This window comes from Mesorhizobium sp. M0159, from assembly GCF_040322295.1.
GTDB lineage: Bacteria > Pseudomonadota > Alphaproteobacteria > Rhizobiales > Rhizobiaceae > Mesorhizobium.
The window spans coordinates 177,552-202,867 of the sequence record NZ_JAMYTF010000004.1 but is presented as its reverse complement, the minus strand read 5'-3'; the positions used below and the strand labels follow the sequence as shown (position 1 = coordinate 202,867).

The window sequence follows — 25,316 nt, the reverse complement described above, 5'->3', positions numbered from 1 at the left end:
TGACCCCGGCCATGTTCAATTACAGCAGCGCGTCTTGCGGCGCCGCGGCCATCACGGCTGGATCGGCGCGTATTTGCCGTCGTGCCACTGGTTGATGTCGTAGCTGGCGTTCTTGAGGTCGCCCTTCTCGTCGAAGGTGACTGACCCGACAACCGTGCTGATCGGCTGGCCGTTCTTCAACGCTTCGGCGACTTTTGCCGGATCGTCGCTGCCGGCGCGTTTGATGCCTTCGGCGAAGGCCTGGATCACCGCATAGGAAAACAGCGTGAAGCCCTCCGGCACGAAGCCGCCGGCCTTGATCTTGGCGATGGCTTCCTTGGCTTCGGGCTTCGCCTGCGGATCCGACGGGAAGACGAACATGGTGCCTTCGCCGGCCGGACCGGCAACCTGCCAGAATTCCGGCGAAGCGATCGAGTCCGGCATGATCAACTGGAATTTGAGGTTCTGCTCCGCCGACTGACGCAGGATCAGGCCGGCTTCGGGGTGATAGCCGCCGAAATAGACGACGTCGGCTTTCAGCTCCTTGAGCTTGGTAACAAGAGCGGAATAGTCCTTCTCGCCAGCGTTGATGCCCTCGTAGAGGATTTCATTGAGACCGTTCTGGTTCATCGTTGCCTTCACGGCATCGGCCACGCCCTGCCCATAGGCGCTCTTGTCGTGCAGGATGACGACATTCTTGCCGGCATATTTCTTGGCGATCCAGGGACCGATGAAAGCGCCCTGCGCATCGTCGCGCGTATAGAGGCGCATGATCGTCGGCCAGCCGGCTTTCGCCGCTGCGTCGGTCAACACCGGGTTCGAGGAAGCCGGACTCATCATCAGCGCACCGGCTTCGGCGTAGACAGCGGAGGCCGGGATGCTGGAGCCTGAGCAGGCGTGGCCATCGATGAACTTGACACCGTTGGCGATGATGCGGTTGGCGACCGAAACCGCCTGCTTCGGATCGCACTGGTCATCCTCGATGTCGAGCTTGACCTGGCGGCCGTCGACGCCGCCCGCCGCGTTGATCGCGTCGGCGGCGGCTTGCGCGCCCTGCTTGAACTGATCGCCGATGGTGGCAAGCTGACCGGTCATCGGTCCGACCACCGAAAAGGTGATGTCGTCGGCGAAGGCGACCGGCGCGGTCATCATCAGGCCAAATATGGCGGCGCTCAAAATACTGAATTTCTTCATGGTGACACAACTCCTCCATTCTCGCGCGACCATCCCGGCCGCGCCTCTTCCAGAGTGGCGGGAGAATTTCATCCTTCACCGGGGCTGTCTAGACGCATCGTCGGCACTCGATTGGGCCTGCAACACGCAGTCCCAAAGACAAAGCCGCGCCAGCCTTGTTCCGGCCGGTCGCGGCTTTTGCCATGAGCTTCCCAACGCATCGGCGCCAGGACCCGCTCGCCTTCTCTGTCTATTGCACAGCTTGCCGCCGTGTTCTTGATCTTGTTGGCTCAGCCGTCTTGCGCGGCCTTGATTTTTCGAGCCCGGCCCTCTGCGCGGCCTTGACCCGAAGCGTCCCTGTTGTGAGGTCAGTACCCTTGTGAAGTCGATGCCGGCGAATTCAGTGCATCGTCATCCATTCGCGAGCTTCGCGCAGCGCCTTGGCGATCTCGACCTTCGACATGGCGGCAGACAATTCGGAGCGCAGTTCCGCGGCGCGGGCCGAACCCTTGATCGCGGCGATGTTGAACCATTTGTGGGCGGCGACAACATCGGTCTCGCAATCGCGGCCAGTCGCATACATCATGCCCAACTCGAAAAGAATATCGGCCTGGGCAGTTGCCCCCGTGGCGCCGAAGCCGGCTTCAAGCATTTCAAAACGTGCCATTTCAAATCCCCTGTTCTGGCTCCCGAGAGCTGTCTCCGTCTGTCCCTCGGTGTCCTTGATTACCGTCGGGGGCGGCCGCTCTTTCGATGCTTTCGAGAATGCCCCGGAGGCTTGAATCCGTCGTTAAATGGCGTGCTTAATTTGAGGAAAACAAAGCTAAAACAAGAGGTAAACGCGAAAATTCGTTAAGGATACAAAGCCAGCAATCGCGCCGGTTTGCACAAGATTTGAAGAAAACTTGCGAGGCGCGGATCAAGACTCCGCTAACCACAGAAGACAAAGACGTGTGCGGCCCGTTTCATTTTTCGCCGGCGCGGCCGTTCGGGAGCGGGCAAAAACCCGCAACCCTTCCGTCGCGGCACCGCTTTTGTTTTTCCGGGAGCTGGACTAGCTTACGTTTGCGTAAGGGGCAGACACCCGGGACGGAGCCCGATTGGACTTACCTGAGGGAGGAAAGACATGTTTCGACAAGTGAGCCTGGCGCTCGCGGCCGCAATAATGATGACCGGCGCGGCATGGGCCGATCCGATCGAAGGCAATTGGAAAACGCAAGCCGGATCGACTGCCGCCATTTCGGGTGGCGGCGGGGCATTTTCGATTATGCTCAAATCCGGCAAATTTGCCGGCAAGAACATCGGTTCACTGAAGGTTGCCGGCGACAACAAATATGCCGGCACCATAACCGACCCGGAAACCGACAAGACCTATTCGGGCAAGGCTTCGCTTTCCGGCAGTTCGCTCAAGATGAGCGGCTGCGTGCTCGGCGGGCTGATCTGCAAGAGCCAGACCTGGCACAAGCTCTGATCGTGCCCTTCCTGCCGGGGTGAGCGGGGCCAGTCGGCCCCGTTTTCATGTTATCGGCCTCGCAGCCATGGCGTCGCCATGGGTCGCTGCACTCAAGGCGGACCCTCTCAGAGATCATCAACCATTTTTGAACCCCAGATGAACGCCGGGATCAGAGCCGGTTCACCCTGGGCAAGGCATTGTCATGCGTGTTGAAGGAGACACCGCGCAATGCTTGCCCGCCGCTTCACCATCGTCTGCCTGCTGATGAGCCTGTTCGGCATGTTGTTCGCCGTCCTTGTCGCCGAAGCCGGCCGCCCGGCCCGCGCCTGGGACGTCGCCATTTCCTGCCGGCTCGGTTGCCCGAACCAGCTTCGCCACTGAACCCGACAAAGAGCTGAACCTTTAGAGAAAAGCAAAACGCCAATGAACCGCCTCGCCGCCAACACCCTCAAGACGCTTCGGCTGCTGCCGCGCGCGGCGCTCATCCTGACTGTTCTTTCGGTACCGGTACTGGCAGTGCCGACGATGCGCACCAATGCCGGCTCGACGATCGAGGCGCCTGCGTTGAGGAAGTCAGGCCTCGGCTTTGTGCTGCTGGTTAGCCTTCAGCGCGGTTAGCAGACCGAAAAACGCCGACAGCGCGTATTGAGGCCGCCTTACCCCCTCCCAACCGCGCGTCCAACTCTCTATATTGGGTCATGGAAAAGCGAATCTATCCCCAAGCCATTGAATCGGTGGTCACGCCGGAGCCGTTTGGCCGGCAGAGCTTCAACGACGCCAAGAAGGCGGTCGCCGCCTTGCAGGTGCTTTACGACCGCAATACCAAGTTCCTGCGCGATTCATTTACCGCGCTCGCCGCTGGCGGTGACAACAACAAGCGCTACCGGGCCTTCTATCCGGAGATCGGCGTCACCACGAGTTCCTTCACGCAAATCGACTCGCGGCAGGCCTATGGCCACATGCCGACGCCGGGGCATTTCTCAACCACCGTCACCCAGCCTGCTCTTTTCGAAAGCTACCTCACCGAACAGCTTCGGCTGATCATGCGCAATCACGGCGTTCCCGTCACGGTTTCGGAATCGACCACTCCCATCCCGCTGCATTTCGCCTTCCTCGAAGGCACGCATGTCGACGGCACTGCTGCCGAGCGCATCAAACGGCCGATCCGTGACCTGTTCGACGTGCCGGATCTCGACGGCACCGACGACCAGATCGCCAACGGCACGTTCGAAGTGGCATTGGGCGAGGCACGGCCGCTGGCGCCGTTCACCGCGCAACGGATCGACTATTCGCTGCACCGGATGTCGCATTATACGGCGACTAGTCCCCAGCATTTCCAGAACTTCGTGCTGTTCACCAACTACCAGTTCTACATCGACGAATTCGTCGCCCGTGCACGCGAATTGATGGCCAATGGCGGTGACGGATATGTCGAGTTCGTCGAGCCGGGCAACATCGTGACCAAAGCAGGGGACGGCGCGCCCGGTGAGGGTGCTGCGCCGCCTCGCCTGCCGCAGATGCCGGCCTATCATCTGAAGAAGCCGAATCATGGCGGCATCACCATGGTCAATATCGGCGTTGGGCCTTCCAACGCCAAGACGATCACCGACCATATTGCGGTGCTCCGGCCGCATGCCTGGGTGATGCTCGGCCATTGCGCCGGCCTGCGCAACACGCAGGCGCTCGGGGATTATGTGCTGGCCCATGCCTATGTACGAGAAGATCATGTCCTCGACGACGATCTTCCGGTCTGGGTGCCGATCCCGCCGCTAGCCGAAATCCAGGTGGCTCTGCAGGAAGCGGTCGCCGAGGTCACCGGGCTTTCCGGATATGATCTCAAGCGCATCATGCGCACTGGCACCGTCGCCACTATCGACAACCGCAATTGGGAGCTGCGCGACCAGCGCGGGCCGGTCCAGCGGCTGTCGCAGTCACGGGCGATCGCGCTCGACATGGAATCGGCGACGATCGCCGCCAACGGCTTCCGCTTCCGGGTGCCCTATGGCACGCTGCTTTGCGTATCCGACAAGCCGCTGCATGGCGAATTGAAGTTGCCGGGCATGGCGACCGAGTTCTACAAGCGGCAAGTAGCGCAGCACCTGACCATCGGCATCAGGGCGATGGAGAAGCTGGCTGAAATGCCGATGGACCGACTGCATTCGCGCAAACTCAGGAGCTTTTCGGAAACTGCCTTCCAGTAAATGCCGAATCGCATGTGTCTGTCCAGGTCAGGACATTTCGTCATCTTGATTGAGCCGCACTTCTGCCGATAGACAAGGCGATGGCACGTGTTCGGGACATGACGGTTGCGCTGGCATTCGTCGCAATGCTTGCACTCTCGGCCGCGCTGGTGGCCGGGTTCTTCGGATCGCTGCATCCGGCCCTCGATTCCTTTGCTCATTTCCGCGTCCATTTTTCGGTGCTGATGGCGCTTTGCGCGCTGCCGCTGCTCGCCACCTCGTTTCGCCTGCAGGCCGCGGCCGCATTGCTGTTTGCGATAGCCTCCTTTGCCACCACGCCGAATGCCTTGCCGCTTTCGCGGCTATGGCAGGTGCAGGCCGCCTACGAAGCCAAACCCGGTGACGAGCCAGTCTACCGCCTGCTGCAGATGAACCTCAGGTTCAACAATCCAACGCCTGAGAAGGTGCTGTCGCTGATCGGCCGGACCCAGCCTGATGTGATCACCCTCGACGAGGTGTCCGAGATGTGGAAGGCAAAGCTTGGGCTGCTATCAGGCGCCTATCCCCACCGGATCCTCTGCCCATATCCCAATGGCGTGTTCGGCGTTGCGCTGCTGTCCAGACGACCGTTTGCCATAGGCACGGAGCCGCACTGCGACAGCCGCGGCGCGATGGCGATCGCCACGGTCGATTTCGGCGGAACCGACGTCGATGTCGCCGCCATCCACCTCACCTGGCCATGGCCGCACAACCAATCACGGCAGATTGGAGGGTTGTCTGACGAAATCGCCTCACTTGGCGAGACGTCGATCCTGGCAGGCGACTGCAACGCAGCGCCATGGAGCGCCGCTGTCCGGCGCGTCGCATCGCTTGGCAAGCTGACTGTAATGCCGTCGGTCGGGCCGACCTGGCTCTACAGAAGGCTGCCGGATTTCCTGCGCTTCGCCGGACTGCCGATCGACCAGGTTTTCAGCAAGGGCGCCATTGTTATCCATTCGGCGTCGACCCTTGAGGACACCGGCTCAGACCATCTGCCGGTGCTGGTGGAGTTTTCGCTTCGGTCGGATGAACAAAAGCCGCTCGACGAGCACCAGACGGCGACCGCGCTTGCGGCGCTGCCTGGCGGGACGCGAAGCTGAAAATCCGCAGTCCAATCTCGACCTGGCTTATTACTGGCCCACAAAAGCGCGGATGAGGTGCTCGACAGGGCCGCCGTCGCGATGCTCGTGCGCATCGAAGCCGATCTGCTTTGCCTCGTATTCGGCATAGATGGCATTGATCCGGCGCTTTGCCTCGCGACGTGCCTCGAAACAGTGCGGGTCATCACCGACTGTCAGCCCTCGAACCGACTTTTCGGTGGCCCGCATCATCTGTCTGGCGATGCGGCCATGGGTCTCTTCATGGGCGCGGACGCCAGCGAAGAACCGCTTCCAGCGCTTCTGCAGCGCAGGCGACGTGGCTGAGACCAGTTTGGGATAGGTATAGAAGAGATTGAGCGTCCCGTTGGCCTGGCGCAGGCGGCAGACGCCGTTTTCCCGATGGGCGTCGAAGGTCCAATCATCGACGCTGTAGCCGGTCTGCGCGATGGCGTGGGTCATGAAGCCGTGCTTCGGCCCACTGCGATCCATGGCCTCGATCAGGGCCGCGCCGGTGGTTCCGGCAATGTTGTAAGTTCGTGTCTTGACCAGCACCTTAGTGCCGGCCAAGGCTGCAGGGGCGCACAATGCCCCGATCGCCACAACGCTCGTCAGAACTGCCAGGCGCATTTTTCCTTCCTCCCTGTCGCCGCAGAAAGGAAACACAGGCAGGCGGTTTATTCAACAATCCTACGGTTGCGCTGCTCCTCATCTTGTTTAGTCCGGAGCAAATCTTGTGACTTACATGTTCTGGTAGACCGGGCCCTCGCCGCCCTGTGGCGGCACCCAATTTATGTTCTGGTTCGGGTCCTTGATATCGCAAGTCTTGCAGTGCACGCAGTTCTGCGCGTTGATGACGAAGCGCACATCCTTGGCCGCAGCATCGGCGGCGGCATTGCCATCCTTGTCGACCCATTCGTAGACGCTGGCCGGGCAGTAACGCGTCGAGGGTCCCGCATAGACGTCATGCTCAGAGCGCTTCTGCAGGTCCATGTCGGCGACGAGCAGATGCACCGGCTCGTTCTCCTCGTGGTTGGTGTTGGACAGGAACACCGACGACAGCCGGTCGAAGGTCAGTACCCCGTCCGGCTTCGGATAGGCGATCTTCTGGTGCGCGGCGGCCGGTTCCAACGTGGCATAGTCGGCCCTGCTGTGCTTCATCGTGCCGAAGGGCGAGAAGCCGAACAGCGTGTTCAGCCACATGTCGAGGCCGCCAAGGCCGACGCCGACAATGGTGCCGAAGCGCGACCATAGCGGCTTGACGTTGCGCACTTTCTTCAGGTCCTTGCCGATATCGGTGGCGCGCCAGGCGGCCTCGTAGGAGGCCAGCTCGTCATTGGTGCGGCCGGCGGCTATCGCATCACAGACATGCTCGGCCGCCAGCATTCCGGAGAGCACGGCATTGTGCGAGCCCTTGATGCGCGGCACGTTGACGAAGCCGGCCGCGCAGCCGATCAGCGCACCGCCGGGGAAGGACAGTTTCGGCACCGACTGCCAGCCGCCTTCGGTGATGGCGCGGGCACCATAGCCCAGCCGCTTGGCACCCTCGAAGGTGCCGCGGATCGCCGGATGGGTCTTGAAGCGCTGAAACTCGTCAAAGGGCGACAGATAGGGGTTCTTGTAGTTCAGGTGAACGACGAAGCCGACTGCCACCTGGTTGTCCTCGAGATGGTAGAGGAAGGAGCCGCCGCCGGTCTTCATATCGAGCGGCCAGCCGAAGGAATGCTGGACAAGGCCCGGCCGGTGGTTTTCCGGTTTGACCTGCCAGAGTTCCTTGAGGCCGATGCCGTATTTTCCGGGCTCGCGGCCGTCGGAAAGGTGGTATTTGGCGATCAGTTGCTTGGCCAGCGAGCCGCGCGCGCCCTCGCCGATCAAGACATATTTGCCCATCAGCGCCATGCCCGGCGCAAAGCCCGGACCGTGCGTGCCGTCCTTCTCGACGCCCATGTCGCCGGTGACGACGCCGGTGACCGCACCGGCCTCATTGTAGAGCAGGCCGACCGCGGCAAAGCCCGGATAGATCTCGACGCCCAGCGCCTCGGCCTTGGTCGCCAGCCAGCGGCAGACATTGCCGAGCGAGACGATATAGTTGCCGTGATTATTCATCAGCGGCGGCATCAGGATATTGGGCAGACGGAACGAACCGGCGGGGCCGAGAACCAGGAAATGGTCGTCGGTGACCGGTGTCCTGAAGGGATGACCCTCCTCTTCGCGCCAGCCGGGCAGCAGCCGGTCGATGCCGATCGGATCGACGACGGCGCCGGACAGGATGTGCGCGCCGACTTCGCCGCCCTTTTCCAGCACGACGACGGAAAGCTCGGGATTGACCTGCTTGAGACGGATCGCGGCGGCGAGGCCGGCCGGGCCGGCGCCGACGATGACCACGTCGAATTCCATGCTTTCGCGTTCGATATCGCTCATCGATCCCTCACTGGCTCGCTATTCCCGGCATCTTGCTGGCTCACGCGCTGCATAGCGCATCAAATAGCGACGGGAAACCGGCGCGGACGTGACAATACCGATTTCGTCAAAAAGTCGCGTCCTGCCGCACAGATTCGCGGTGACGAGCATCAATCTTCAATCCTATTCCGTTTGCACAGATATGTCGCACTGATGTTTTTAATTGTTCGACGGCTTGCTTATCGGCCATACTTCCCGCCATGCGCATATTCGGGCCGGCTGGCTTTTCATCGACGCGCTTTTTTTTCACGCCCGGCCGGTTTTGCCGTGCGGCGCTCTTGGCGCTTCTGCCACTGACGGCCCTCGATGCCCGTGCCGAGCAGCAACTGGTCTGGGCGACCGGCGCCTATTCCTTTTCCGACGAGCGCGGCGGTTTCCGCATCACCGGGGCTTCCGGCATCGGCACGAAAGAGGATCCGCTGGTCATCACCGAAGAGCTGAATTCAGCGACGCCGGTAACGCTGGCCATTCGCACGACAAGGCCGATCCAGCCGTTCGGCAAGGCGGGAGACTTCGCCAATGGTCTGATGTATATGCGCATCGACGTGCTCAACAATAGCGGCCAAGCCTGGGTCGAGTTCCAGTTCGAACTCCAGGAGATCCTCGACCAGCCGAGCGTGTTCGGCGACGGCCTGTCGTTCGACCAGCGCAACAAAACGCCCGAAAATATCTGGTCGAGCAGCTACGCCGATTTCGACCGCAATTTCGAACCGTATGACCGCCTGCTGTTCAAGAACGGCAAGATCGACCCGCTGAAGACCGCCAGCTTCTATTTCCTGATCACCGACTACACGCCGCGCTGGACGTTCTATCTGGTGCAGGATCCGCGCATACCGTCGAGCTGAACTTGCAAATTCAAGCTCCGCGTCCGAATGTGAAACCATGACTGCCGCCCCCCACACTAGCCGAGCCGATCTCGCCGAGCTGCTGGCCTTCTACGCCAGCGCCGGCGTCGACGAGGCACTTGAAGAACAGCCGGTAAACAGGTTTGCAGAAGCCAGGCCGCCCGAGCGGGTGCCTGCGGCGGCCGCTCTGCCGGCCGGTGAAAATGCATCGCCTCATCGCTCGACGAGCGTGTCGCGCGCCGAAATGGGCGAGAGACCGAATACGGCACCGGCAGTGCGAACGTCCCCGGCCATGTCAACGGTGCCCGACGAGGCGCAGGCGGCATTGGCGCGGCAACTGGCGAGATCGGCGGCAAACCTCGACGAGCTTCGCCAGCACATGGCGGCATTCAACGGCTGCAATCTTAAATTCACCGCCAAGAACCTGGTGTTCGCCGACGGCAATCCGACTGCCGCGGTGATGCTGGTCGGCGAAGCACCGGGCCGCGACGAGGATATAGAGGGCTTGCCGTTCGTCGGCCGCTCGGGCCGGCTGCTCGACCGCATGCTGGCCGCGATCGGTCTTGACCGGACATCTGCCTACATCGCCAACGTGATTCCCTGGCGCCCGCCGGGCAACCGCACGCCGACGCCGCACGAGACCGAGATCTGCCGGCCGTTCATCGAGCGGCAGATCGAACTGGTCAATCCGAAGGTGCTGGTCAATCTCGGCGGCCCGTCGGCAAAGACCCTGCTCAACACCTCCGAAGGCATATTGCGGCTGCGCGGCAACTGGCGCGTCCACACGACCCCGTCTGGCGTCGCCATTCCCGCCATGCCGACCCTGCATCCGGCCTATTTGTTGAGAACGCCGGCGCATAAGAAGCTGGCGTGGCGGGATTTCCTCGAAGTGAAGGCGAAGTTGCGGGCACTTGGGTAACGGTGCAGAACGCGTCTTCCGTCCTCCCCTTGCGAGGAAGGAAGGGCGGCATCATGACCTCGCAGGTAATTGAAATGCGCCCACTGCCGGCCTAGTCATCTCGTTATGACAGCAGCCCAGATTTCCGCCGGCAGTCTCATTCGCGAATGGCGTACACGCCGGCGCATGAGCCAGCTCGACCTCGCCATGGAGGCCGAGATCTCGCAGCGGCATCTGAGTTTCGTTGAAAGCGGCCGCGCCGCACCCTCGCGTGACATGGTGCTGCATCTGGCGGAGCAGCTTTCGATCCCGCTCAGGCAGCGCAACCAGCTGCTGCTGGCCGCCGGCTTTGCCCCGAGCTTCAGCGAACGACCACTTGACGATGCCTCGATGGCACCGGCGATGGCGGCGGTCGAGACCGTGCTCAAGGCGCACGAGCCGTTCCCGGCGCTTGCCGTCGACCGGCATTGGAACCTGGTGTCGGCGAACGCCGCCATCGGCCCGTTCCTCGCCAATGTCGCCGACGCCTCACTGCTGAAGCCGCCGGTCAACGTTTTGCGCCTCAGCCTGCATCCCGGCGGCATCGCGCCGCGCATCGTCAACCTTGCGGAATGGCGGACGCATCTTCTGGAGCGGCTGAAGCGGCAGAACGACGCTGCCGCCGATCCGGTTCTGGTCGAGCTCGAGCGCGAGCTTCGGGCCTATCCGTCCGGCCTTAAAAGCAGCCGGCCGGCGCCGGTCGAGCCGAACGCGATTGTCCATCCGCTCAAGCTTGCCCATGGCGACGCGGTGCTGTCGTTCATCAGCACCATCACCGTGTTCGGCACGCCGCTCGACGTGACGCTGGCGGAGCTGGCGATCGAATCTTTTTTCCCCGCCGACGAGCAGACGCGGGCGGTGCTGATGCGGCTGGCGAAAGAGCGGACCGACGCAGCGGGCTGATCACCCTTCCGGCGCGACGGCCTTGCGGGTGCGGGTGCGTTCGAGACCCAGCTGGCGCTCGCGCCAGATGATGAAAATCCCCGCCGCAACCACGATCATGCCGCCGACCAGCATGTTGATCGTGGCGATATCGCCAAAGACCAGATAGCCGACGACGACGCCGAGGATCATCGAAGTGTATTCGAACGGTGCTACGACGGAAGCCTCGGCATGGCGATAGGCCGAGGTCATCAGGATCTGGCCGAGCCCGCCGCAAAAACCCGCGGCAATCAGAAGCCCCGCCTGTGCTGGCGTCAGCGCCTGCCAGCCGAATGGCAGCGAAAGCAGCGCCATGACGCTCGCGGTTACCGAAAACCACAGCACGATGGTCGCCGTCCGCTCGCTCTGGACGAGGTTGCGAACCAGGAGCATGGCGATGGCCGAGATCGCCGCGGCTATCAGGGCGGCGATGACGCCAAGCACCTCCTGATCGCCAAGGGCAGCGCCCGAACTGAGCAGCGTCAGTTCCGGCCACGAGATGATCAGCACCCCGACCAGGCCGACGGCAACCGCACTCCAGCGATAGATGCGGATGGCTTCGCCGAGGAAGATCGAACTGAACACCACGACCAGCAGCGGCTGCGCGTAGTTCAGTGTGATCGCCTCCGGCAGCGGCAGCCGCGTCAGCGCGAAGAAGCCGAGCCCCATGGCACAGACACCGACGACGCCGCGCGCAATGTGGTTGAGCGGGCGCTTTGTCGAAAAGGCGGTTCCGAGTTTTCCCTGGAAGGCGAGGAAGGCGATGATCGGAAAAATGGCAAAGAAGGAGCGGAAGAAGACGATCTGGCCCGCCGGGACGGTGCCTGCCGCCTTGATGCAGGACGACATGCCGACGAAGACCGCCACCGATACGATCTTGAGCAAGATCCCGGTCAGCGTGCTGTGCTCGCCGGCAAGGTCGCCAACTGCAAGCACTGGCAAATCCGGTCTGGCTGTCACGCCCCTTTTGCTTCCTCGATCGCCGGCGTTGCCGGCATGTCGATATGCCTGATGCCGTAGGTGCGGTAGTGCGCGTCGGTCACCGCATTGAGCGCGGCAGGCGTCGACCCGATCGTACCCGCCTCCCGCGCGCCCTTGATGAAGGCCACATCCTCGCGACGCAACACAGAGGCGCTCGTTCCGAATTTCGGCGTGACGACGGTCATGGAAGCCTCGCGATGATGCTTGGGAAATGATCGCCTGAAATAGACGTCGCTGCAGTTTTGTCGAGGGAACGTTTCGTGTAAAGAGCGCAGACTTCAAATTATTTGGACCAGCGGACCGCCCGCCGCTCCCGGATCGACAGGAAAAATCAAGGAATGCGCACAGATACCGGCCAGGTCTTCAAGCTCGAAGACTATCGCCCCAGTGATTATCTCATTCCGGAAACCAGCCTGACTTTCCGCCTTTCGCCTGAAGCAACGCATGTGACCGCCGTGCTGACGGTCGAACGCCGCGACGGGATTGCGGCGTCGGTGCCACTGGTGCTGGATGGCGACGGGCTGACGCTCCGCAGCATCGCCATCGACGGCCAGGAACCGAGCCCTGCGGATTTTCTCGCCACGCCCGATCAACTGACAATCATCAGCCCCCCTGCGACAAGGTGCTTCCAGCTGAGAATTGAAACCGTGTTGGCGCCGGCGCAGAACGAAGCGCTAATGGGCCTCTATCGCTCGAGCGACGTCTATTGCACACAATGCGAGGCCGAAGGCTTTCGCCGCATCACTTATTTCCTCGACCGTCCCGACATCCTGTCGGTCTATACGGTCCGCATCGAAGCTCAGCGCCGTGAGGCGCCGCTGCTTTTGTCCAACGGCAACCCGGCCGATGGCGGCGAGCTTGCCGGCGGCTGGCACTATGCGGTCTGGCACGACCCCTTCCCCAAGCCGTCCTATTTGTTTGCGCTGGTGGCGGGCGACCTCGGCAAGATCTCGGACAGTCTCGTCACCCTGTCTGGCCGCAAGGTCGAGCTCGGAATCTATGTCGAACCGGGCAAGGAGAGGCTCGCCGGCTACGCCATGGACGCTTTGAAACGGTCAATGAAATGGGACGAGGAGGCATTCGGCCGCGAATACGACCTCGATGTCTTCAACATCGTCGCCGTGTCCGACTTCAATATGGGCGCAATGGAGAACAAGGGCCTCAACATCTTCAACGACAAGTACGTTCTTGCCGACCAGGAAACTGCGACCGACGCCGATTTCGCCAATATCGAAGCCATCATCGCGCATGAGTATTTCCACAATTGGACAGGTAACAGAATCACTTGCCGCGACTGGTTCCAGCTTTGCCTGAAGGAAGGGCTGACGGTTTTCCGCGACCACGAATTCTCGGCCGATCAGCGCTCGCGCGCCGTCAAGCGCATCGCCGAGGTGCGTACGCTGCGCGCCCATCAGTTTCCCGAGGACCAAGGGCCGCTGGCGCATCCGGTCCGGCCTCGCCGCTACCGCGAGATCAACAATTTCTACACGGCGACGGTCTACGAAAAAGGCTCGGAAGTCGTGCGCATGATCCATACCATCCTCGGCGCCGAGACGTTCCGCGCCGGCATGGACCTCTACTTCGAACGTCACGACGGCCAGGCGGCGACGATCGAAGACTTCATCAAAGTGTTCGAAGACGTCTCAGGTCGCGACCTGTCGCAGTTTTCGCTGTGGTATCATCAGGCCGGTACGCCGAACCTGACCGTCAGTTCGGCGTATAATCCGGCGGCGCGGGAATTCACGCTCGAAATCGAGCAGTCGGTGCCGCCAACACCGGCGGAAAGCCGAAAGCGGCTGATGCACATTCCGCTTGCCTTCGGCCTGGTTGGCGCCGGTGGCGAGGCGATAGCCCATAGCGGCGTCGAAGGGGCGAATGTCGAGGACGGTGTCATCCATATCCGCAAACGCCGCCATGTCGTCAGGTTTTCCGGGATTGTCGAGCGTCCGGCCATGTCGCTCAACCGCGGCTTTTCGGCGCCGGTGACACTTTCGGTCGAGCAGCGGCCCGACGACCAGTTTTTTCTGGCTGGCCACGACAGTGACGCCTTCTCGCGCTGGCAGTCGTTCAACACGCTTTTGACCGATGCGCTGATTGCCGGTTTCCGCCAGATCCTGGACCACAGGCCAACCGAGATCAGCGCCCGGCTGACCGAGCTTGCCGGCAAGACAGCCGGCGACGAAGCACTCGAACCCGCCTATCGGGCACTGGCCCTGGCGCTGCCCGGCGAGGCCGATATCGCCCGCGACATCGGCAAGAACATCGACCCCGACGCCATTTTCGCGGCGCGCGAGGCGCTGGCAGTTGCGATCGCCGAGGCCAACCGCGAGATATTCTCCAAACTTTACGATCGGCTCGCCGACAATGGCCCGTTCAGCCCGGACGCGGCCAGTGCCGGGCGGCGGGCTCTGCGCAATGTCCTGCTGGACTATCTCTCCTTGCTGCCGGGAGGTGCGGGACTCGCTGCCGGGCACTTCCAATCGGCGACCAACATGACGGATCGTGCCGCGGCGTTGACCGTTCTTGCGCACCGTCACCATGGCTCACCTGAGGCGACCATGGCACTGGCCGATTTCGAGGCGAAATATGGAACCGATCCGCTGGTCATGGACAAATGGTTCCAGACCCAGGCCAGCGTGCCCGGCCCGCAAACCGTGGACGCGGTGCGCGCCTTGACCAGCCACCCGGCGTTCTCGATGGCCAACCCGAACCGGGTACGGGCACTCATCGGTACGTTTTCCAGCGCCAACCAGACCGGCTTCCATCGCGCCGACGGCCAAGGCTACCGGCTTTTCGTCGAAACGGTGCTGCAGGTCGAAAAACGCAACCCGCAGGTGGCCGCCAGGCTGGCGACGGCGCTCAGGTCGTGGCGCTCGCTCGAACCGGTGCGGCAGGCCAAGGCAAGGGAGGCGTTGCTTTCGATCGCCAATACCGAGAAGCTGTCGGCCGATTTGCGAGACATCGTCGAGCGCACCCTGGCGTAAGCGACCTCCCGTTCTCCCCTTGTGGGAAAAAGGGAAGACCACCCGAAAACCCCATTATTTTAGTCGATTTTTAATCTTTTTTCGTCGCGCCTCTGGACAAGGCGAATCACCTTTGATTCTTTAGTGACGATTCGGAAGTGCGGCGTTGCCGGATCGTCAAGCGGGACAGAAAATCGGGGAGTGCCATTTATGGCGAAGGCGGACGCGTGGGGCGCGCCCGGTGGGACGGCGTTTGAGCGTCGCGAGGCGCGAAGCGACGGTCTCGCGGGCAATACGCGGCTCATCGCCGAACCTGCCTACCGACGGCTGCTGGCAGCCGAGCCGCTGTTGCGGCGATCGATCCCGGCCCTCATCATCATGTTTCTGTTGATCATCGCAGTACTGCGCTTTCTGTCGCTGATGAACGAGCGCGACGAGATCGAGCGCGACGCCAAGGCGATCCTTGCGCTGGCCGCCGGCCAACTGGCCAGTTCGATCGCCGACGCGACCATGGTTTCCGCGCCCGGCGCGATCCAGGACCTGCTGGAGAGCACCGGTCGTCAGGGCGCGATGGGCCGAAGCCACGTACTGGCGATCACCGATAGCGCCTTCAAGATCATTGCCGTATCGCCGCAGTCGATGCACTGGGAGGGGCGATCGCTCGATGGCGTCGTGCAGGGCGGGCAGCCGCTGTTCATGTTCGGCGACCGCGCCGGGGTAATGGAGGTCAACATCGGCGGACAGGACTGGTACGCGGCAGTGAGCCTGGCGAATGGCCGAAGGGGTGCCGCGGCCGCGTTCGTGCCGCAGGAGGCAGTTTTTGACGCCTGGCGCAAGACGGTCTCGCTCAACGTCACGCTGTTCGTGCTGACGGCCGGCGTGCTGATCATCATCCTCTACGCCTATTTCGGCCAGGCGGCGCGCGCCCAGGCCGCCGATCGCATCTATCTCGAAGCCCACCAGCGCATCGACATGGCGCTGGTGCGCGGCCGCTGCGGCCTGTGGGATTGGGACATGGTGCGCGGCAAGATGTACTGGTCGCGCTCGATGTACGACATGCTGGGCTACGAGCCTTGTGACACGATGCTGTCGTTCGGCGAAGTCGATGAAATCATTCATCCCGAGGACGGCGATTTGTTCGAACTCGCCAACAGGATCGTCGCACGCGAGATCGACCATATCGACCAGGTGTTCCGGATGCGCCATGCCGACGGGCAATGGATTTGGATGCGCGCAAGAGCACACGTTATCGACCCGGAAGCGCCGGAGATCCAGCTGATCGGCATCGCCGTCGACGTCACCGAGCAGCGGCATCTGGCGCTGCGCTCCGAAGCGGCGGACCTGCGCCTGAGAACGGCCATCGAAAACATCAACGAATCTTTCGTGCTGTGGGATTCGTCCGAGCGCCTGATCATGTGCAATTCCAAATACCAGCAGGACAACGGCCTGTTGGATCGCGACGTGATGCCGGGCGCTCCGCGCGCCGTTCTGGAGGAACGCATGCTGGCCTTCGCCTCGGAGCGGCGGCTTGCCAACACCAACGGACCGCAGGGAGGCGTGACCTTCGAGCGCCAGCTTGCCGACGGCCGCTGGCTGCAGGTGAACGAGTTGCGGACAAGGGACGGCGGTACCGTCTCCGTCGGCTCCGACATCACCCAGATCAAGCTGCACCAGGAGAAGCTGGTCGACAGCGAGCGCCGGCTGATGGCGACAATCCATGACCTCAGCCTTGCCCGCCGCGCGGAAGAAGAACGGGCTCGTGAGCTCGTCGAACTCAATCGCAAATACATGAAGGAAACCGAGCGCGCCGAAGCGGCAAACCGGGCCAAATCCGAATTCCTGGCCAACATGTCGCACGAGTTGCGCACCCCGCTCAACGCGATCATCGGCTTCTCGGAACTGATGGAACGGCGGCTGTTCGGGCCGCTGGGTTCGCCGCGCTACGAAGAGTATGCCACCGACATCAACGGCAGCGGCAAATATCTTCTCGGTGTGATCAATGACATCCTCGACATGTCGAAGATCGAGGCCGGCCAGTTCGCCCTGGATCAGGAAGAAATCGATCTCTGCCCGCTCATCAGGGAGACGGTTCGCGTCGTTTCTCTGCAGGCGGCGGAAAAGTCGATCACCGTCGAAACCCGCATCGCCGATTCGCTGACGCTGTTCGCCGACCGCAGGGCGATCAAGCAGATCCTCATCAACCTTCTGTCCAATGCGGTGAAGTTCACCGGGCAAGGCGGCCACATCTCGGTCAGAGCCCGCAGCATTTCCAGCGCGCTGATCCTGACGATCGAGGACAATGGCTGCGGCATCCCGAAGGCGGCGCTGAGCAAGCTCGGGCGGCCATTCGAACAGGTGCAAAACCAGTTCTCCAAGAGCCATGCCGGCTCCGGCCTCGGCCTCGCCATCTCGCGCTCGCTGGCCGAGCTTCAGGGTGGCGCGTTGAAGATCCGCTCGACCGAAAGCGTCGGCACGATCGTCTCGGTACGCATCCCGATCAAGAAAGCCGCGCAGGCGGTCAGGGCCGCTGCCTGAATGACAAAATAAGTCTCCGGCGGCTCGCGCCGCCGGAGCGGTTGTCAATTCTCACTGCATGCCGTCAGCGCCATCATTGCCCTCGCCGTCCCATTGGCGGTGACGGCCGGGACCCTTCGGCAGTTCGTTCTTCTCGATTTTCCCGTCATTGTCACGGTCGAGCACTGCGAAGACCTTCTTCTGGCGGCTGGTGATGTCATCGGCGGTCAGCGTGCCGTCGCCCTTGGTGTCGTAACGGGCGATGATGCGCCTGGCCATCTGCTCGAAGCGTGCTTTCTCCAGCGCGTCGGCGAGCTGTGCCACGGTCAGCTTGCCGCCATTGTCAGCGACCATCTTCTTCAGCCGCGCGTTCATGGCGTCGGAGAACTGGTCGAAGGTGATGGTGCCGTCATTGTCCTTCATGACCTTGTCGAGGCGCATCATCATGCCGTCGCGCGGCCCTGCGCCGGAGTGCTCGTCGGCATAGGCTGCGGTGCCGACGGCGCCGGCCAGGGCTGCGAAAACGAGCGCAAGTCTGGTTGTCTTTCTCATGGTCTTCTCCTGTTGCATCGTCACCCCCGATGCTTTCCGAAACGACCCTACGGCCCGTTACCGTCACGGCTGTCTCGCACGAAGCAGAAGGTCGAAATCCTTTCTGACCTTCTGCGACGTCTCCCCGAGATGCGCTTCAAGCACCCCGAAATCCGGCAGGTCGGTGACGGCCAGAAGCAGATCCGAAAGCCCTGGCGGAACGTCGTCGCGTTCGAACGCGCCGGTGAGGCAAAGCCGTATCATCTGGGTCAGCGCCAGATAGAGCGAATAGGCATCCACCAGTTCCTGCCTGACCTGGGCGCTGGCGAAATCCGGCGCCAGGCGCGACAGGACCTCAGCCGTGCCGGTGGCCCTGCGGCCTGCCTCGATCTTTCCGGTGATCAGCGCAACCTGGGCAATGAATTCGAGATCGATGAGGCCGCCCGGGATCAGCTTGATGTCCCAGGGATCGCGCGGCGGCTTCTCCTTGTCGACCATGGCGCGCATCTCGGATGCCTCGGCCATCACCTTGGCTGGATCGCGCGGCAGAGCGAGCACTGCGGCAACCTCTCCCTCGACCTCGCGGCAGAGCTCGGCATCGCCGCCGATCGCGCGGGCGCGCGCCAGCGCCATGTGCTCCCATGTCCAGGCGTCCTGGCGCTGATACTTCTTGAAGGCGTCGACATGGGTGGCCACCGGCCCCTTGTTGCCGGACGGCCGCAGGCGAAGGTCGAGCTCGTAGAGCACGCCCTCGGCGGTCGGCGCGGAAACGGCGGCGATCAGCCGCTGTGTCAGCCGGCTGTAGTAATGCGACGGGGCAAGCGGCTTGTCGCCGTCGGACTCCTCCGCATCGGCGTCGTGATCGTAGAGCAGGATGAGGTCGACGTCGGAGCCCGCCGTCAGTTCGCGGCTGCCGAGCTTGCCCATGCCGAGCAGCGCGACCCGGCCGCCGGCAATATAGCCATGACGCAAAGCGAATTCCGCCATCACCGCCTGCAATGCCGCCTCGATGGTCAGGTCGGCGAGATCGGAAAAAGCGCGGCCGGCGCGCGGCGGGTCGATCGACCCGGCAAGCAGCCTGACGCCGATCAGGAATTTTTGCTCCGAAGCAAAGATGCGCAGCCGGTCGAGCACGTCTTCATAGGCTCTGTCGCCTTCGAGGAAGGCGGCAAGGCGCGCCGACAGATAGGCGCGGTTTGGCAGTTCGCTCAGCAGCGCCGGATCGAGCAGCCCATCGAAGACATGCGGCCGGCGCGTGATGATGGCGGCCAGCCGCGGTGCCGCGCCCATGATAGTCGCCATCAGCTTCAGCAAAGCCGGATTCGACTGCAGCAGCGAAAACAGCTGGATGCCGGCAGGCAGGCCGGCAAGGAATTCGTCGAAGCGGATCACTGCCTCGTCCGCCCGCCGCGTCTGGCCGAAGGCTTGCAGCAGCGCCGGCGTCAGTTCGGTCAGCCGCTCGCGCGCTTCCGCCGACCTGGTGACGCGGTAGCGGCCGAAGTGCCAGCCGCGGATAACCCGGCAGATGTCGCTCGGCCGCTGTAAGCCGAGCCGCTGCAAGGTCTGCAAGGTATCGGGATCGTCGACGTCGCCGGTAAAGACCAGATTGCCGATGCCGGCCGAAAGCTCCGGCGCGGTTTCGAACAGCGCTGCATAGTGGCGCTCGACCTGGTGCAGCGCCGCGCGGAACGTTTCGGCAAAGCCTGCCGCATCGGCAAAGCCCAGCATGCGGGCGACGCGCTCCAGCCCCTCTTCGTCCTCCGGCAGGATATGCGTCTGCTGATCGGCAACCATCTGGATGGCATGTTCGACGCGGCGCAGGAACCAGTATTGCCTGGTGAGCGCATCGCGCGCGTCGGCGGTGATCCAGCCGCGGGCGGAGAGCTCGCCGAGCATCGACACGGTCTCGCGGCCGCGCAGTTCGGGAAAGCGGCCGCCGGCGATGAGCTGCTGGGTCTGGACGAAGAACTCGATCTCGCGGATGCCGCCGCGGCCGAGCTTGACGTTGTGGCCCTTGACCGCGACCTCGCCATGGCCCTTGTGGGCGTGGATCTGGCGCTTGATCGAATGGACGTCGGCAATCGCCGCATAGTCCATGTATTTGCGCCAGATATAGGGCTGCAGCTCCTTCAGGAACGCGGCGCCGGCGGCAACATCGCCGGCCACCGGGCGCGCCTTGATCATGGCGGCGCGCTCCCAGTTCTGGCCGCGCGCCTCATAGTAGCGCAGCGCCGCCTCGACCGGGATCGCCAGCGGCGTCGAGCCGGGGTCGGGACGAAGCCTGAGATCGGTGCGGAAGACATAACCATGCTCGGTGCGGTCCTGGAGAATGCGGACCAGCCGGCGGGTCAGGCGCGAAAACAGCTCGGTTGCATCGAGCGGATCGACGACAGCTGGCGCATCGGGGTCGAAGAAGACGACGAGGTCGATGTCGGAGGAAAAGTTCAGCTCATGCGCGCCGAGCTTGCCCATGCCGAGCAGAATCCAGCCCGAGCGTCGCGCCGGATTTTTGGCATCCGGCAATCGGAGCTTGCCTTGCTCATGCGCGTCGCGGAGCAGGAAATCGACAGCCGCACGCGTGCAGGCGTCGGCAAGGTCGCTCAGTCGCCGCACCGTCAGCGAGGTCTCGGCTTCGCCGGCGAGATCGGCCAAGGCGATCAGGAAATGCGCCTCCGCCTTGCATTGGCGCAGCTCCATCATCAGGCTGCTTTCGGAGACGGCCTGTACGCGTGCTGCCTTGTCGACCGCGGCGCCGATCGATGATAGCCGCGCCTCGATGGTCTCGTCGAAAAGCGCATCGAGTCTCCGCGGCCGGCGGCGCGCGGTATCGCGCAGGAACGGCGACAGGTCGAACACGGCGGCGAGGAAATCCTGGACGACCCCCTTGCCTGCCAAGAATTTCGCCAGTCGCGGCAGTTCTTTTTGCCGCGCGGCGTCGGCGATCTCCGACAATCCCTGCCTGGCGCGGCTTGCATCCAGCGGAACGAGCTTTATCGCCGGCTTCAACAGCCAGTCCGTTTCGAGGCGTCGCACTGCCATCCTCGCTACCATCAGCGATCCTCCCGCCCGGGAAAACTCATGACGACGGACAATCCGGGATTGCCGGGCAGAAGCTCAAGCCGTCCATTGTGGAACGTCACGATCGCCTTGGCGAGGCTCAAGCCAAGGCCGGAACCCGGTTGCGAGCGGCTCTTTTCCAGCCGCACGAAACGCTCGGTCACCCTGGCGCGGTCGACATCGTCGGGAATGCCCTGGCCGTTGTCGGAGACGGCGAGTCTGATCTCGCTACCGACACGCTCCAGCGTCACGCGAACCGTAGGCCTGGAGGTCGAGTCGGTCGAATATTTGATCGCGTTGTCGACGATGTTGGACAGCGCCTGGCCAATGAGCTCGCGATTGCCGTTGACGGCGAAGGAACCTTGCACCGAAGTTTCGAGCGTCACGCCCGCCTCCTCCGCTACCGGCTCGTAGAGTTCGACGACGTCGTGCACGGCAGCGGCCAGATCAACCCTGGTGGTGCTTTCCGAGGAATAGCCGGCTTCCAGTCGCGAGATCATCAGGATGGCGTTGAAGGTCTTTATCAGCTGATCGGATTCGGCGATCGTTCCTTCCAGCGCCTGCCGGTAGTCGCTGGTGTTGTGCTTGCCGGAAAGCGTCGCCTCGGCGCGATTGCGCAGCCTGGTCAGCGGCGTTTTCAGGTCGTGGGCGATGTTGTCGGAGACCTGCTTCAGGCCCTCGTTCAGCGTGGCGATCCTGGCCAGCATGGAATTGAGGTTTTCCGACAGCCGGTCGAACTCGTCGCCGGCGCCGGTGACCGGCAGCCGGCCGGAAAGATCACCGCCCATGATACGGCGGCTCGCCTCCGACACGCTGTCGATGCGCTTCAGCGCCGCGCGCCCGACAAAAAACCAGATCAGCAGCCCGCCGACGCCCATCATGCCGAGCGCCAGCATCAAGGCGCGGCGAATGACGGCGCGGAAGCGCTCCGGCTCGCCGAGGTCGCGGCCGACCAGCATGATCATCTGGTTGGGCAGGCGCAGCACCAGGGCAATGGCGTTGTGGCCTTTCTCGCCTTCGGCCTGGACTTCGCTCTGGGCGGGCTCGTTCGGGTCGGAGACCGGGTTGCGCTGCCGCTCGAGCTCGCCCTCACCGAAGCGGCGGTAGGAGAACGGTACGGTGGTCCAGCCCTCGGCCTCGATCACGCCCGGCTCCAGGCTCTGCACGTTGCCGGTCAGGATCTGGCCGTTGGCATCGGCGATCAGATAGAGATTGGCGCCGGGCTGGCGGGAGCGCTGCTCGACGACACGGACCAGCAGCGGCAAGCCGCCGCGCTGATAGGCGCGGGCGAGGCCGAGCACCTCGTCGTTGATCGTGTCCTGGGTCTGGCCGGTCAGCATGCGCGCCGACAGCGAGGTCATGTAGAACACGAGCAGCACCGCGCAGATGGCGAACAGCAGGAGGTAGAGCGCCGAAAGCCGCGCTGCCGTCGTCTTCATGATGGCCGGCACGGAAAGAGTCATGGGGTTCTAGCCGCTTTTCAGCATGTAGCCGGCGCCGCGAACCGTGTGCAGGATCGGCTTGTCGAAGCCCTTCTCGATCTTGCCCCGCAGCCGCGAGATATGAACGTCGATGACGTTGGTCTGCGGATCGAAATGGTAGTCCCAGACATTCTCGAGCAGCATGGTGCGCGTCACCACCTGGCCGGCATGGCGCATCAGATATTCGAGCAGGCGGAACTCGCGCGGCTGCAGCGTTATCTCGCGCCCGGCGCGGCGCACCGAGTGCGACAGCCGGTCGAGTTCGAGATCACCGACCCGGTAGACGGTTTCGGCTTCCCTGGCGCTGGCGCGGCGGTTCAGCACCTCGACGCGGGCGAGCAGTTCGGAAAAGGCGTAGGGCTTGGTCAGATAGTCGTCGCCGCCGGCGCGCAGACCGGTGACCCGGTCGTCGACTTCGCCGAGTGCCGACAGGATCAGCACGGGCGTCGTATTGCCCCGGGACCTGAGCCCGGCAATGACGGACAGGCCGTCGCGGCGCGGCATCATGCGATCAACGACCATGACGTCATAGTCGCCGGAATCAGCGAGCGCGAAGCCGGTTTCGCCGTCGCCGGCGACATGGGCGGTATGGCCGGCCTCGGCGAACGCCTTCTGCAGGTAGTCGGCTGCCTCGCGATCGTCTTCTATGACGAGAATCTTCATAGAACCGTTATACGCGATTTCGCTGGAAGGTTGAGTGGCCGGCATATGCATCGTGGCCTTCTCCATGGCGTATCGCGAACAAAGTGATTCAGGGATACGCGGTAAGTCTTTGTTTTAGCATGTCGTAGCCTAAAACCGCTTCACGCCTTGAGCGGCATGTTCGAGCGGCAGCGGGCGATGGGAAGCCCGCTGCCGCTGGGGCGGAACACGATGACTGACTAACGTATTCAGGCCCCGTGCTTTCCCGTGCGGCGGCTCGGGGGTGTTGAAAACCGCCGCACCGGAAAAGTCGACCACTAGAGCGCCGCGCGTCCTCTTGGACGCGCAAAGGACGCTCTAGCACCTTGAATCGGCGCATGAGCCTTTCCGAAAACGGAATACGTGTTCGGGGTCATGCGCTCAGCCCTTGGCGACAGGCAGTGCGACGAAGCGGTTGCTGTCGTCGCGGGTGATCTGCATCAGCACCGCCTTGCGGCCGGACTTCACCGCGTCGGCCATCGCCTTGTCGACGTCGCCGGCGCCGTTCACTTCCGCCGAATTGACGGAGGTGATGACGTCGCCGGGCTGGATGCCGCGATCGGCGGCATCGCTGTCGGGGTCGACATCGGTCACCACAAGGCCCTTGCCATTGTCAGACTTGGTGACGGTCAGGCCGAGATCGGCGAGCGTGTCGGTCTTCGGCGCGGGGGCAGGCTGCTGGTCGGCCGAGGCCTGCTTGTCGCTCGACGGCAGCTTGCCGAGATCGACCTTAACCGCCTCGCTCTTGCCGTTGCGCCACACCGTGACATCGACAGATTTGCCGGGCGGGTAAGCGCCAATCAGGCGGGCGAGTTCCTTCGGCGAAGCAACGTCCTTGCCGTCCACCTGGGTGATCACGTCACCGGCGGTGATGCCGGCCTTCTTGCCGGGACCGTTGTCCTGCGCGCTGGCAACGAGCGCGCCCTTGCCGGACCCAAGGCCAAGCGACTCGGCGATTTCGGGGGTGACCGGCTGGATCTCGACACCGAGCCAGCCGCGCTGCACGGTGCCGTTCTTCATCAGATCCTGCACGACCTGCTTGGCGGTCGAAGCGGGAATATCGAAGGCAATGCCGACGCTGCCGCCCGAGGGCGAGAAGATCGCGGTGTTGATGCCGACAACCTGGCCGTTGAGGTTGAAGGTCGGGCCGCCCGAATTGCCGCGGTTCACCGAGGCGTCGATCTGGATGAAGTCGTCATAGGGGCCGGCGCCGATATCGCGGCCACGGGCCGAAACGATGCCTGCGGTAACCGTGCCGCCGAGGCCGAACGGATTGCCGACAGCCACCACCCAGTCGCCGACGCGAATCTTGGAATCATCGGCGAAGTCGACATAGGTGAACTTGCTGCCGTCATCGACCTTGAGCACGGCAAGATCGGTGCGCGGATCGGTGCCGATCAGCTTGGCGTCGAGTTCCTTGCCGTCATTGGTCACCACGGTGAAGGCGGTGCCCTCCTCGACGACATGGTTGTTGGTGACGAGATAGCCGTCATCGGAGATGAAGAAGCCGGACCCTTGCGCCACCGGCCGCGGCTGGTCGTTGTTGCGGTCACGGTGTCCAAAACGGCGCATTCCGTTCGGACCCTGATCGCCGCCCTGGTCGCCAAAGCCGCGGAATTCGCGGAAGAAACGCTTCAGCTGCGGGTTGTCGGGAAGATTGCCTAAGCCGTCCTCGTCGTCCATCTGGCCGGAACCGTCATCGGCCGTCGGCTGGATCTTGGCCTTGACGCGCACGCTGACGACCGCCGGCGAAACGCGCTCGACCACATCGGCGAAGCTCGGGACCTGCGGTGCCTCGACACGCACGGCGTCGGCCAGAACCGGGGCTGTCCCGGTGGCAACAGCACCAAAGCCGATCGCGCCGGCAATGGCCAGGGATGCGGCTGCGGCCAGCAGGCGTTTGCGGGTGCGCAGATATGAATTGGGGGCAACATTCATGGTTCTCGTATCCTCTTTTCAAGGGACGCCCCTTGATTGGCATCCTCGACAAAGGAAATAGAGAGCCGCACATTACGGCGCCATTT

The 25,316-nt window shown here is 63.1% G+C and carries 22 protein-coding genes; 10 read left to right on the top strand and 12 right to left on the bottom strand.

Features of this window, described 5'->3' with window-relative positions; translation table 11 throughout:
* Positions 1–51: 51 nt before the first annotated feature.
* Positions 52–1,173 (bottom strand): branched-chain amino acid ABC transporter substrate-binding protein, encoded by a 1,122-nt coding sequence (locus NKJ32_RS06105; protein ID WP_352569848.1) that lies wholly within the window; start codon positions 1,171–1,173, stop codon positions 52–54.
* Positions 1,174–1,552: 379 nt separating this feature from the next.
* On the bottom strand, positions 1,553–1,819 hold the full coding sequence (locus tag NKJ32_RS06100) for an SEL1-like repeat protein (RefSeq protein WP_352569849.1): 267 nt from the start codon (positions 1,817–1,819) through the stop codon (positions 1,553–1,555).
* A gap of 459 nt (positions 1,820–2,278) precedes the next feature.
* Here NKJ32_RS06100 and NKJ32_RS06095 point away from each other — a divergent pair, with 459 nt between their 5' ends.
* The 5 genes from NKJ32_RS06095 (at position 2,279) to NKJ32_RS06075 (ending at position 5,924) form a co-directional block, all read left to right on the top strand.
* Positions 2,279–2,623: a DUF2147 domain-containing protein gene (locus NKJ32_RS06095; protein ID WP_352827035.1), complete on the top strand. Its 345-nt coding sequence runs from the start codon at positions 2,279–2,281 to the stop codon at positions 2,621–2,623.
* A gap of 210 nt (positions 2,624–2,833) precedes the next feature.
* Positions 2,834–2,986 (top strand): hypothetical protein, encoded by a 153-nt coding sequence (locus tag NKJ32_RS06090; protein ID WP_023718367.1) that lies wholly within the window; start codon positions 2,834–2,836, stop codon positions 2,984–2,986.
* 42 nt (positions 2,987–3,028) lie between these two features.
* Positions 3,029–3,223 carry a hypothetical protein gene (locus NKJ32_RS06085; RefSeq protein ID WP_352454349.1) on the top strand — a complete coding sequence of 65 codons (195 nt, stop codon included), beginning with the start codon at positions 3,029–3,031 and terminating at the stop codon, positions 3,221–3,223.
* An 80-nt stretch (positions 3,224–3,303) separates the two neighbouring features.
* On the top strand, positions 3,304–4,806 hold the full coding sequence (locus NKJ32_RS06080) for an AMP nucleosidase (protein ID WP_352540756.1): 1,503 nt from the start codon (positions 3,304–3,306) through the stop codon (positions 4,804–4,806).
* An 80-nt stretch (positions 4,807–4,886) separates the two neighbouring features.
* Positions 4,887–5,924 (top strand): endonuclease/exonuclease/phosphatase family protein, encoded by a 1,038-nt coding sequence (locus NKJ32_RS06075; RefSeq protein ID WP_352645825.1) that lies wholly within the window; start codon positions 4,887–4,889, stop codon positions 5,922–5,924.
* 30 nt (positions 5,925–5,954) lie between these two features.
* On the opposite strand, the gene NKJ32_RS06070 is transcribed toward NKJ32_RS06075, so the two are convergent.
* The 3 genes from NKJ32_RS06070 to NKJ32_RS06060 form a co-directional block, all read right to left on the bottom strand.
* A complete protein-coding gene (locus NKJ32_RS06070) occupies positions 5,955–6,551 on the bottom strand; it encodes a DUF922 domain-containing protein (protein ID WP_352645823.1) in 597 nt (198 codons plus the stop codon).
* 111 nt (positions 6,552–6,662) lie between these two features.
* Positions 6,663–8,342 carry an electron transfer flavoprotein-ubiquinone oxidoreductase gene (locus tag NKJ32_RS06065; protein ID WP_352679813.1) on the bottom strand — a complete coding sequence of 560 codons (1,680 nt, stop codon included), beginning with the start codon at positions 8,340–8,342 and terminating at the stop codon, positions 6,663–6,665.
* A gap of 106 nt (positions 8,343–8,448) precedes the next feature.
* Positions 8,449–8,631 (bottom strand): hypothetical protein, encoded by a 183-nt coding sequence (locus NKJ32_RS06060; protein WP_198023574.1) that lies wholly within the window; start codon positions 8,629–8,631, stop codon positions 8,449–8,451.
* Here NKJ32_RS06060 and NKJ32_RS06055 point away from each other — a divergent pair.
* From NKJ32_RS06055 to NKJ32_RS06045, 3 genes are all read left to right on the top strand, one after another.
* Complete coding sequence (locus tag NKJ32_RS06055) at positions 8,582–9,226, top strand: hypothetical protein (RefSeq protein WP_023677808.1); 645 nt, start codon at positions 8,582–8,584, stop codon at positions 9,224–9,226. The genes NKJ32_RS06060 and NKJ32_RS06055 overlap by 50 nt on opposite strands.
* Before the next feature lie 37 nt (positions 9,227–9,263).
* Complete coding sequence (locus tag NKJ32_RS06050; protein WP_352679810.1) at positions 9,264–10,145, top strand: uracil-DNA glycosylase; 882 nt, start codon at positions 9,264–9,266, stop codon at positions 10,143–10,145.
* A 105-nt stretch (positions 10,146–10,250) separates the two neighbouring features.
* The gene (locus NKJ32_RS06045; RefSeq protein WP_352471021.1) at positions 10,251–11,066 is read left to right on the top strand and encodes a helix-turn-helix domain-containing protein; all 816 of its coding nucleotides are present in this window, start codon (positions 10,251–10,253) and stop codon (positions 11,064–11,066) included.
* On the opposite strand, the gene NKJ32_RS06040 is transcribed toward NKJ32_RS06045, so the two are convergent.
* Entirely contained in the window at positions 11,067–12,044 is a 978-nt protein-coding gene (locus NKJ32_RS06040; RefSeq protein WP_502897762.1) for a DMT family transporter, read from the bottom strand.
* The gene (locus NKJ32_RS06035; RefSeq protein WP_352679885.1) at positions 12,041–12,250 is read right to left on the bottom strand and encodes a hypothetical protein; all 210 of its coding nucleotides are present in this window, start codon (positions 12,248–12,250) and stop codon (positions 12,041–12,043) included. The genes NKJ32_RS06040 and NKJ32_RS06035 overlap by 4 nt, the downstream gene beginning before the upstream one ends.
* 153 nt (positions 12,251–12,403) lie before the next feature.
* On the opposite strand from NKJ32_RS06035, the gene pepN reads away from it, so the two are divergent.
* Both pepN and NKJ32_RS06025 read left to right on the top strand, forming a co-directional pair.
* A complete protein-coding gene (pepN, locus tag NKJ32_RS06030) occupies positions 12,404–15,049 on the top strand; it encodes an aminopeptidase N (protein ID WP_352827033.1) in 2,646 nt (881 codons plus the stop codon).
* A 189-nt stretch (positions 15,050–15,238) separates the two neighbouring features.
* The gene (locus NKJ32_RS06025; protein ID WP_352569857.1) at positions 15,239–17,563 is read left to right on the top strand and encodes a PAS domain-containing sensor histidine kinase; all 2,325 of its coding nucleotides are present in this window, start codon (positions 15,239–15,241) and stop codon (positions 17,561–17,563) included.
* Between the two features lie 51 nt (positions 17,564–17,614).
* Here the strand turns inward: NKJ32_RS06025 and NKJ32_RS06020 are convergent, their stop codons facing one another.
* The 5 genes from NKJ32_RS06020 to NKJ32_RS06000 form a co-directional block, all read right to left on the bottom strand.
* On the bottom strand, positions 17,615–18,094 hold the full coding sequence (locus NKJ32_RS06020) for an EF-hand domain-containing protein (protein ID WP_352591942.1): 480 nt from the start codon (positions 18,092–18,094) through the stop codon (positions 17,615–17,617).
* 63 nt (positions 18,095–18,157) lie between these two features.
* Positions 18,158–21,124 (bottom strand): bifunctional [glutamine synthetase] adenylyltransferase/[glutamine synthetase]-adenylyl-L-tyrosine phosphorylase, encoded by a 2,967-nt coding sequence (locus NKJ32_RS06015; RefSeq protein ID WP_352827031.1) that lies wholly within the window; start codon positions 21,122–21,124, stop codon positions 18,158–18,160.
* A complete protein-coding gene (locus tag NKJ32_RS06010) occupies positions 21,124–22,593 on the bottom strand; it encodes a sensor histidine kinase (protein ID WP_352827030.1) in 1,470 nt (489 codons plus the stop codon). Before NKJ32_RS06010 ends, NKJ32_RS06015 begins: the two co-directional genes overlap by 1 nt.
* Positions 22,594–22,599: 6 nt before the next feature.
* Entirely contained in the window at positions 22,600–23,274 is a 675-nt protein-coding gene (locus NKJ32_RS06005; protein WP_254819962.1) for a response regulator transcription factor, read from the bottom strand.
* A gap of 399 nt (positions 23,275–23,673) precedes the next feature.
* Positions 23,674–25,230: a Do family serine endopeptidase gene (locus NKJ32_RS06000; RefSeq protein ID WP_352827029.1), complete on the bottom strand. Its 1,557-nt coding sequence runs from the start codon at positions 25,228–25,230 to the stop codon at positions 23,674–23,676.
* Positions 25,231–25,316: the final 86 nt, after the last annotated feature.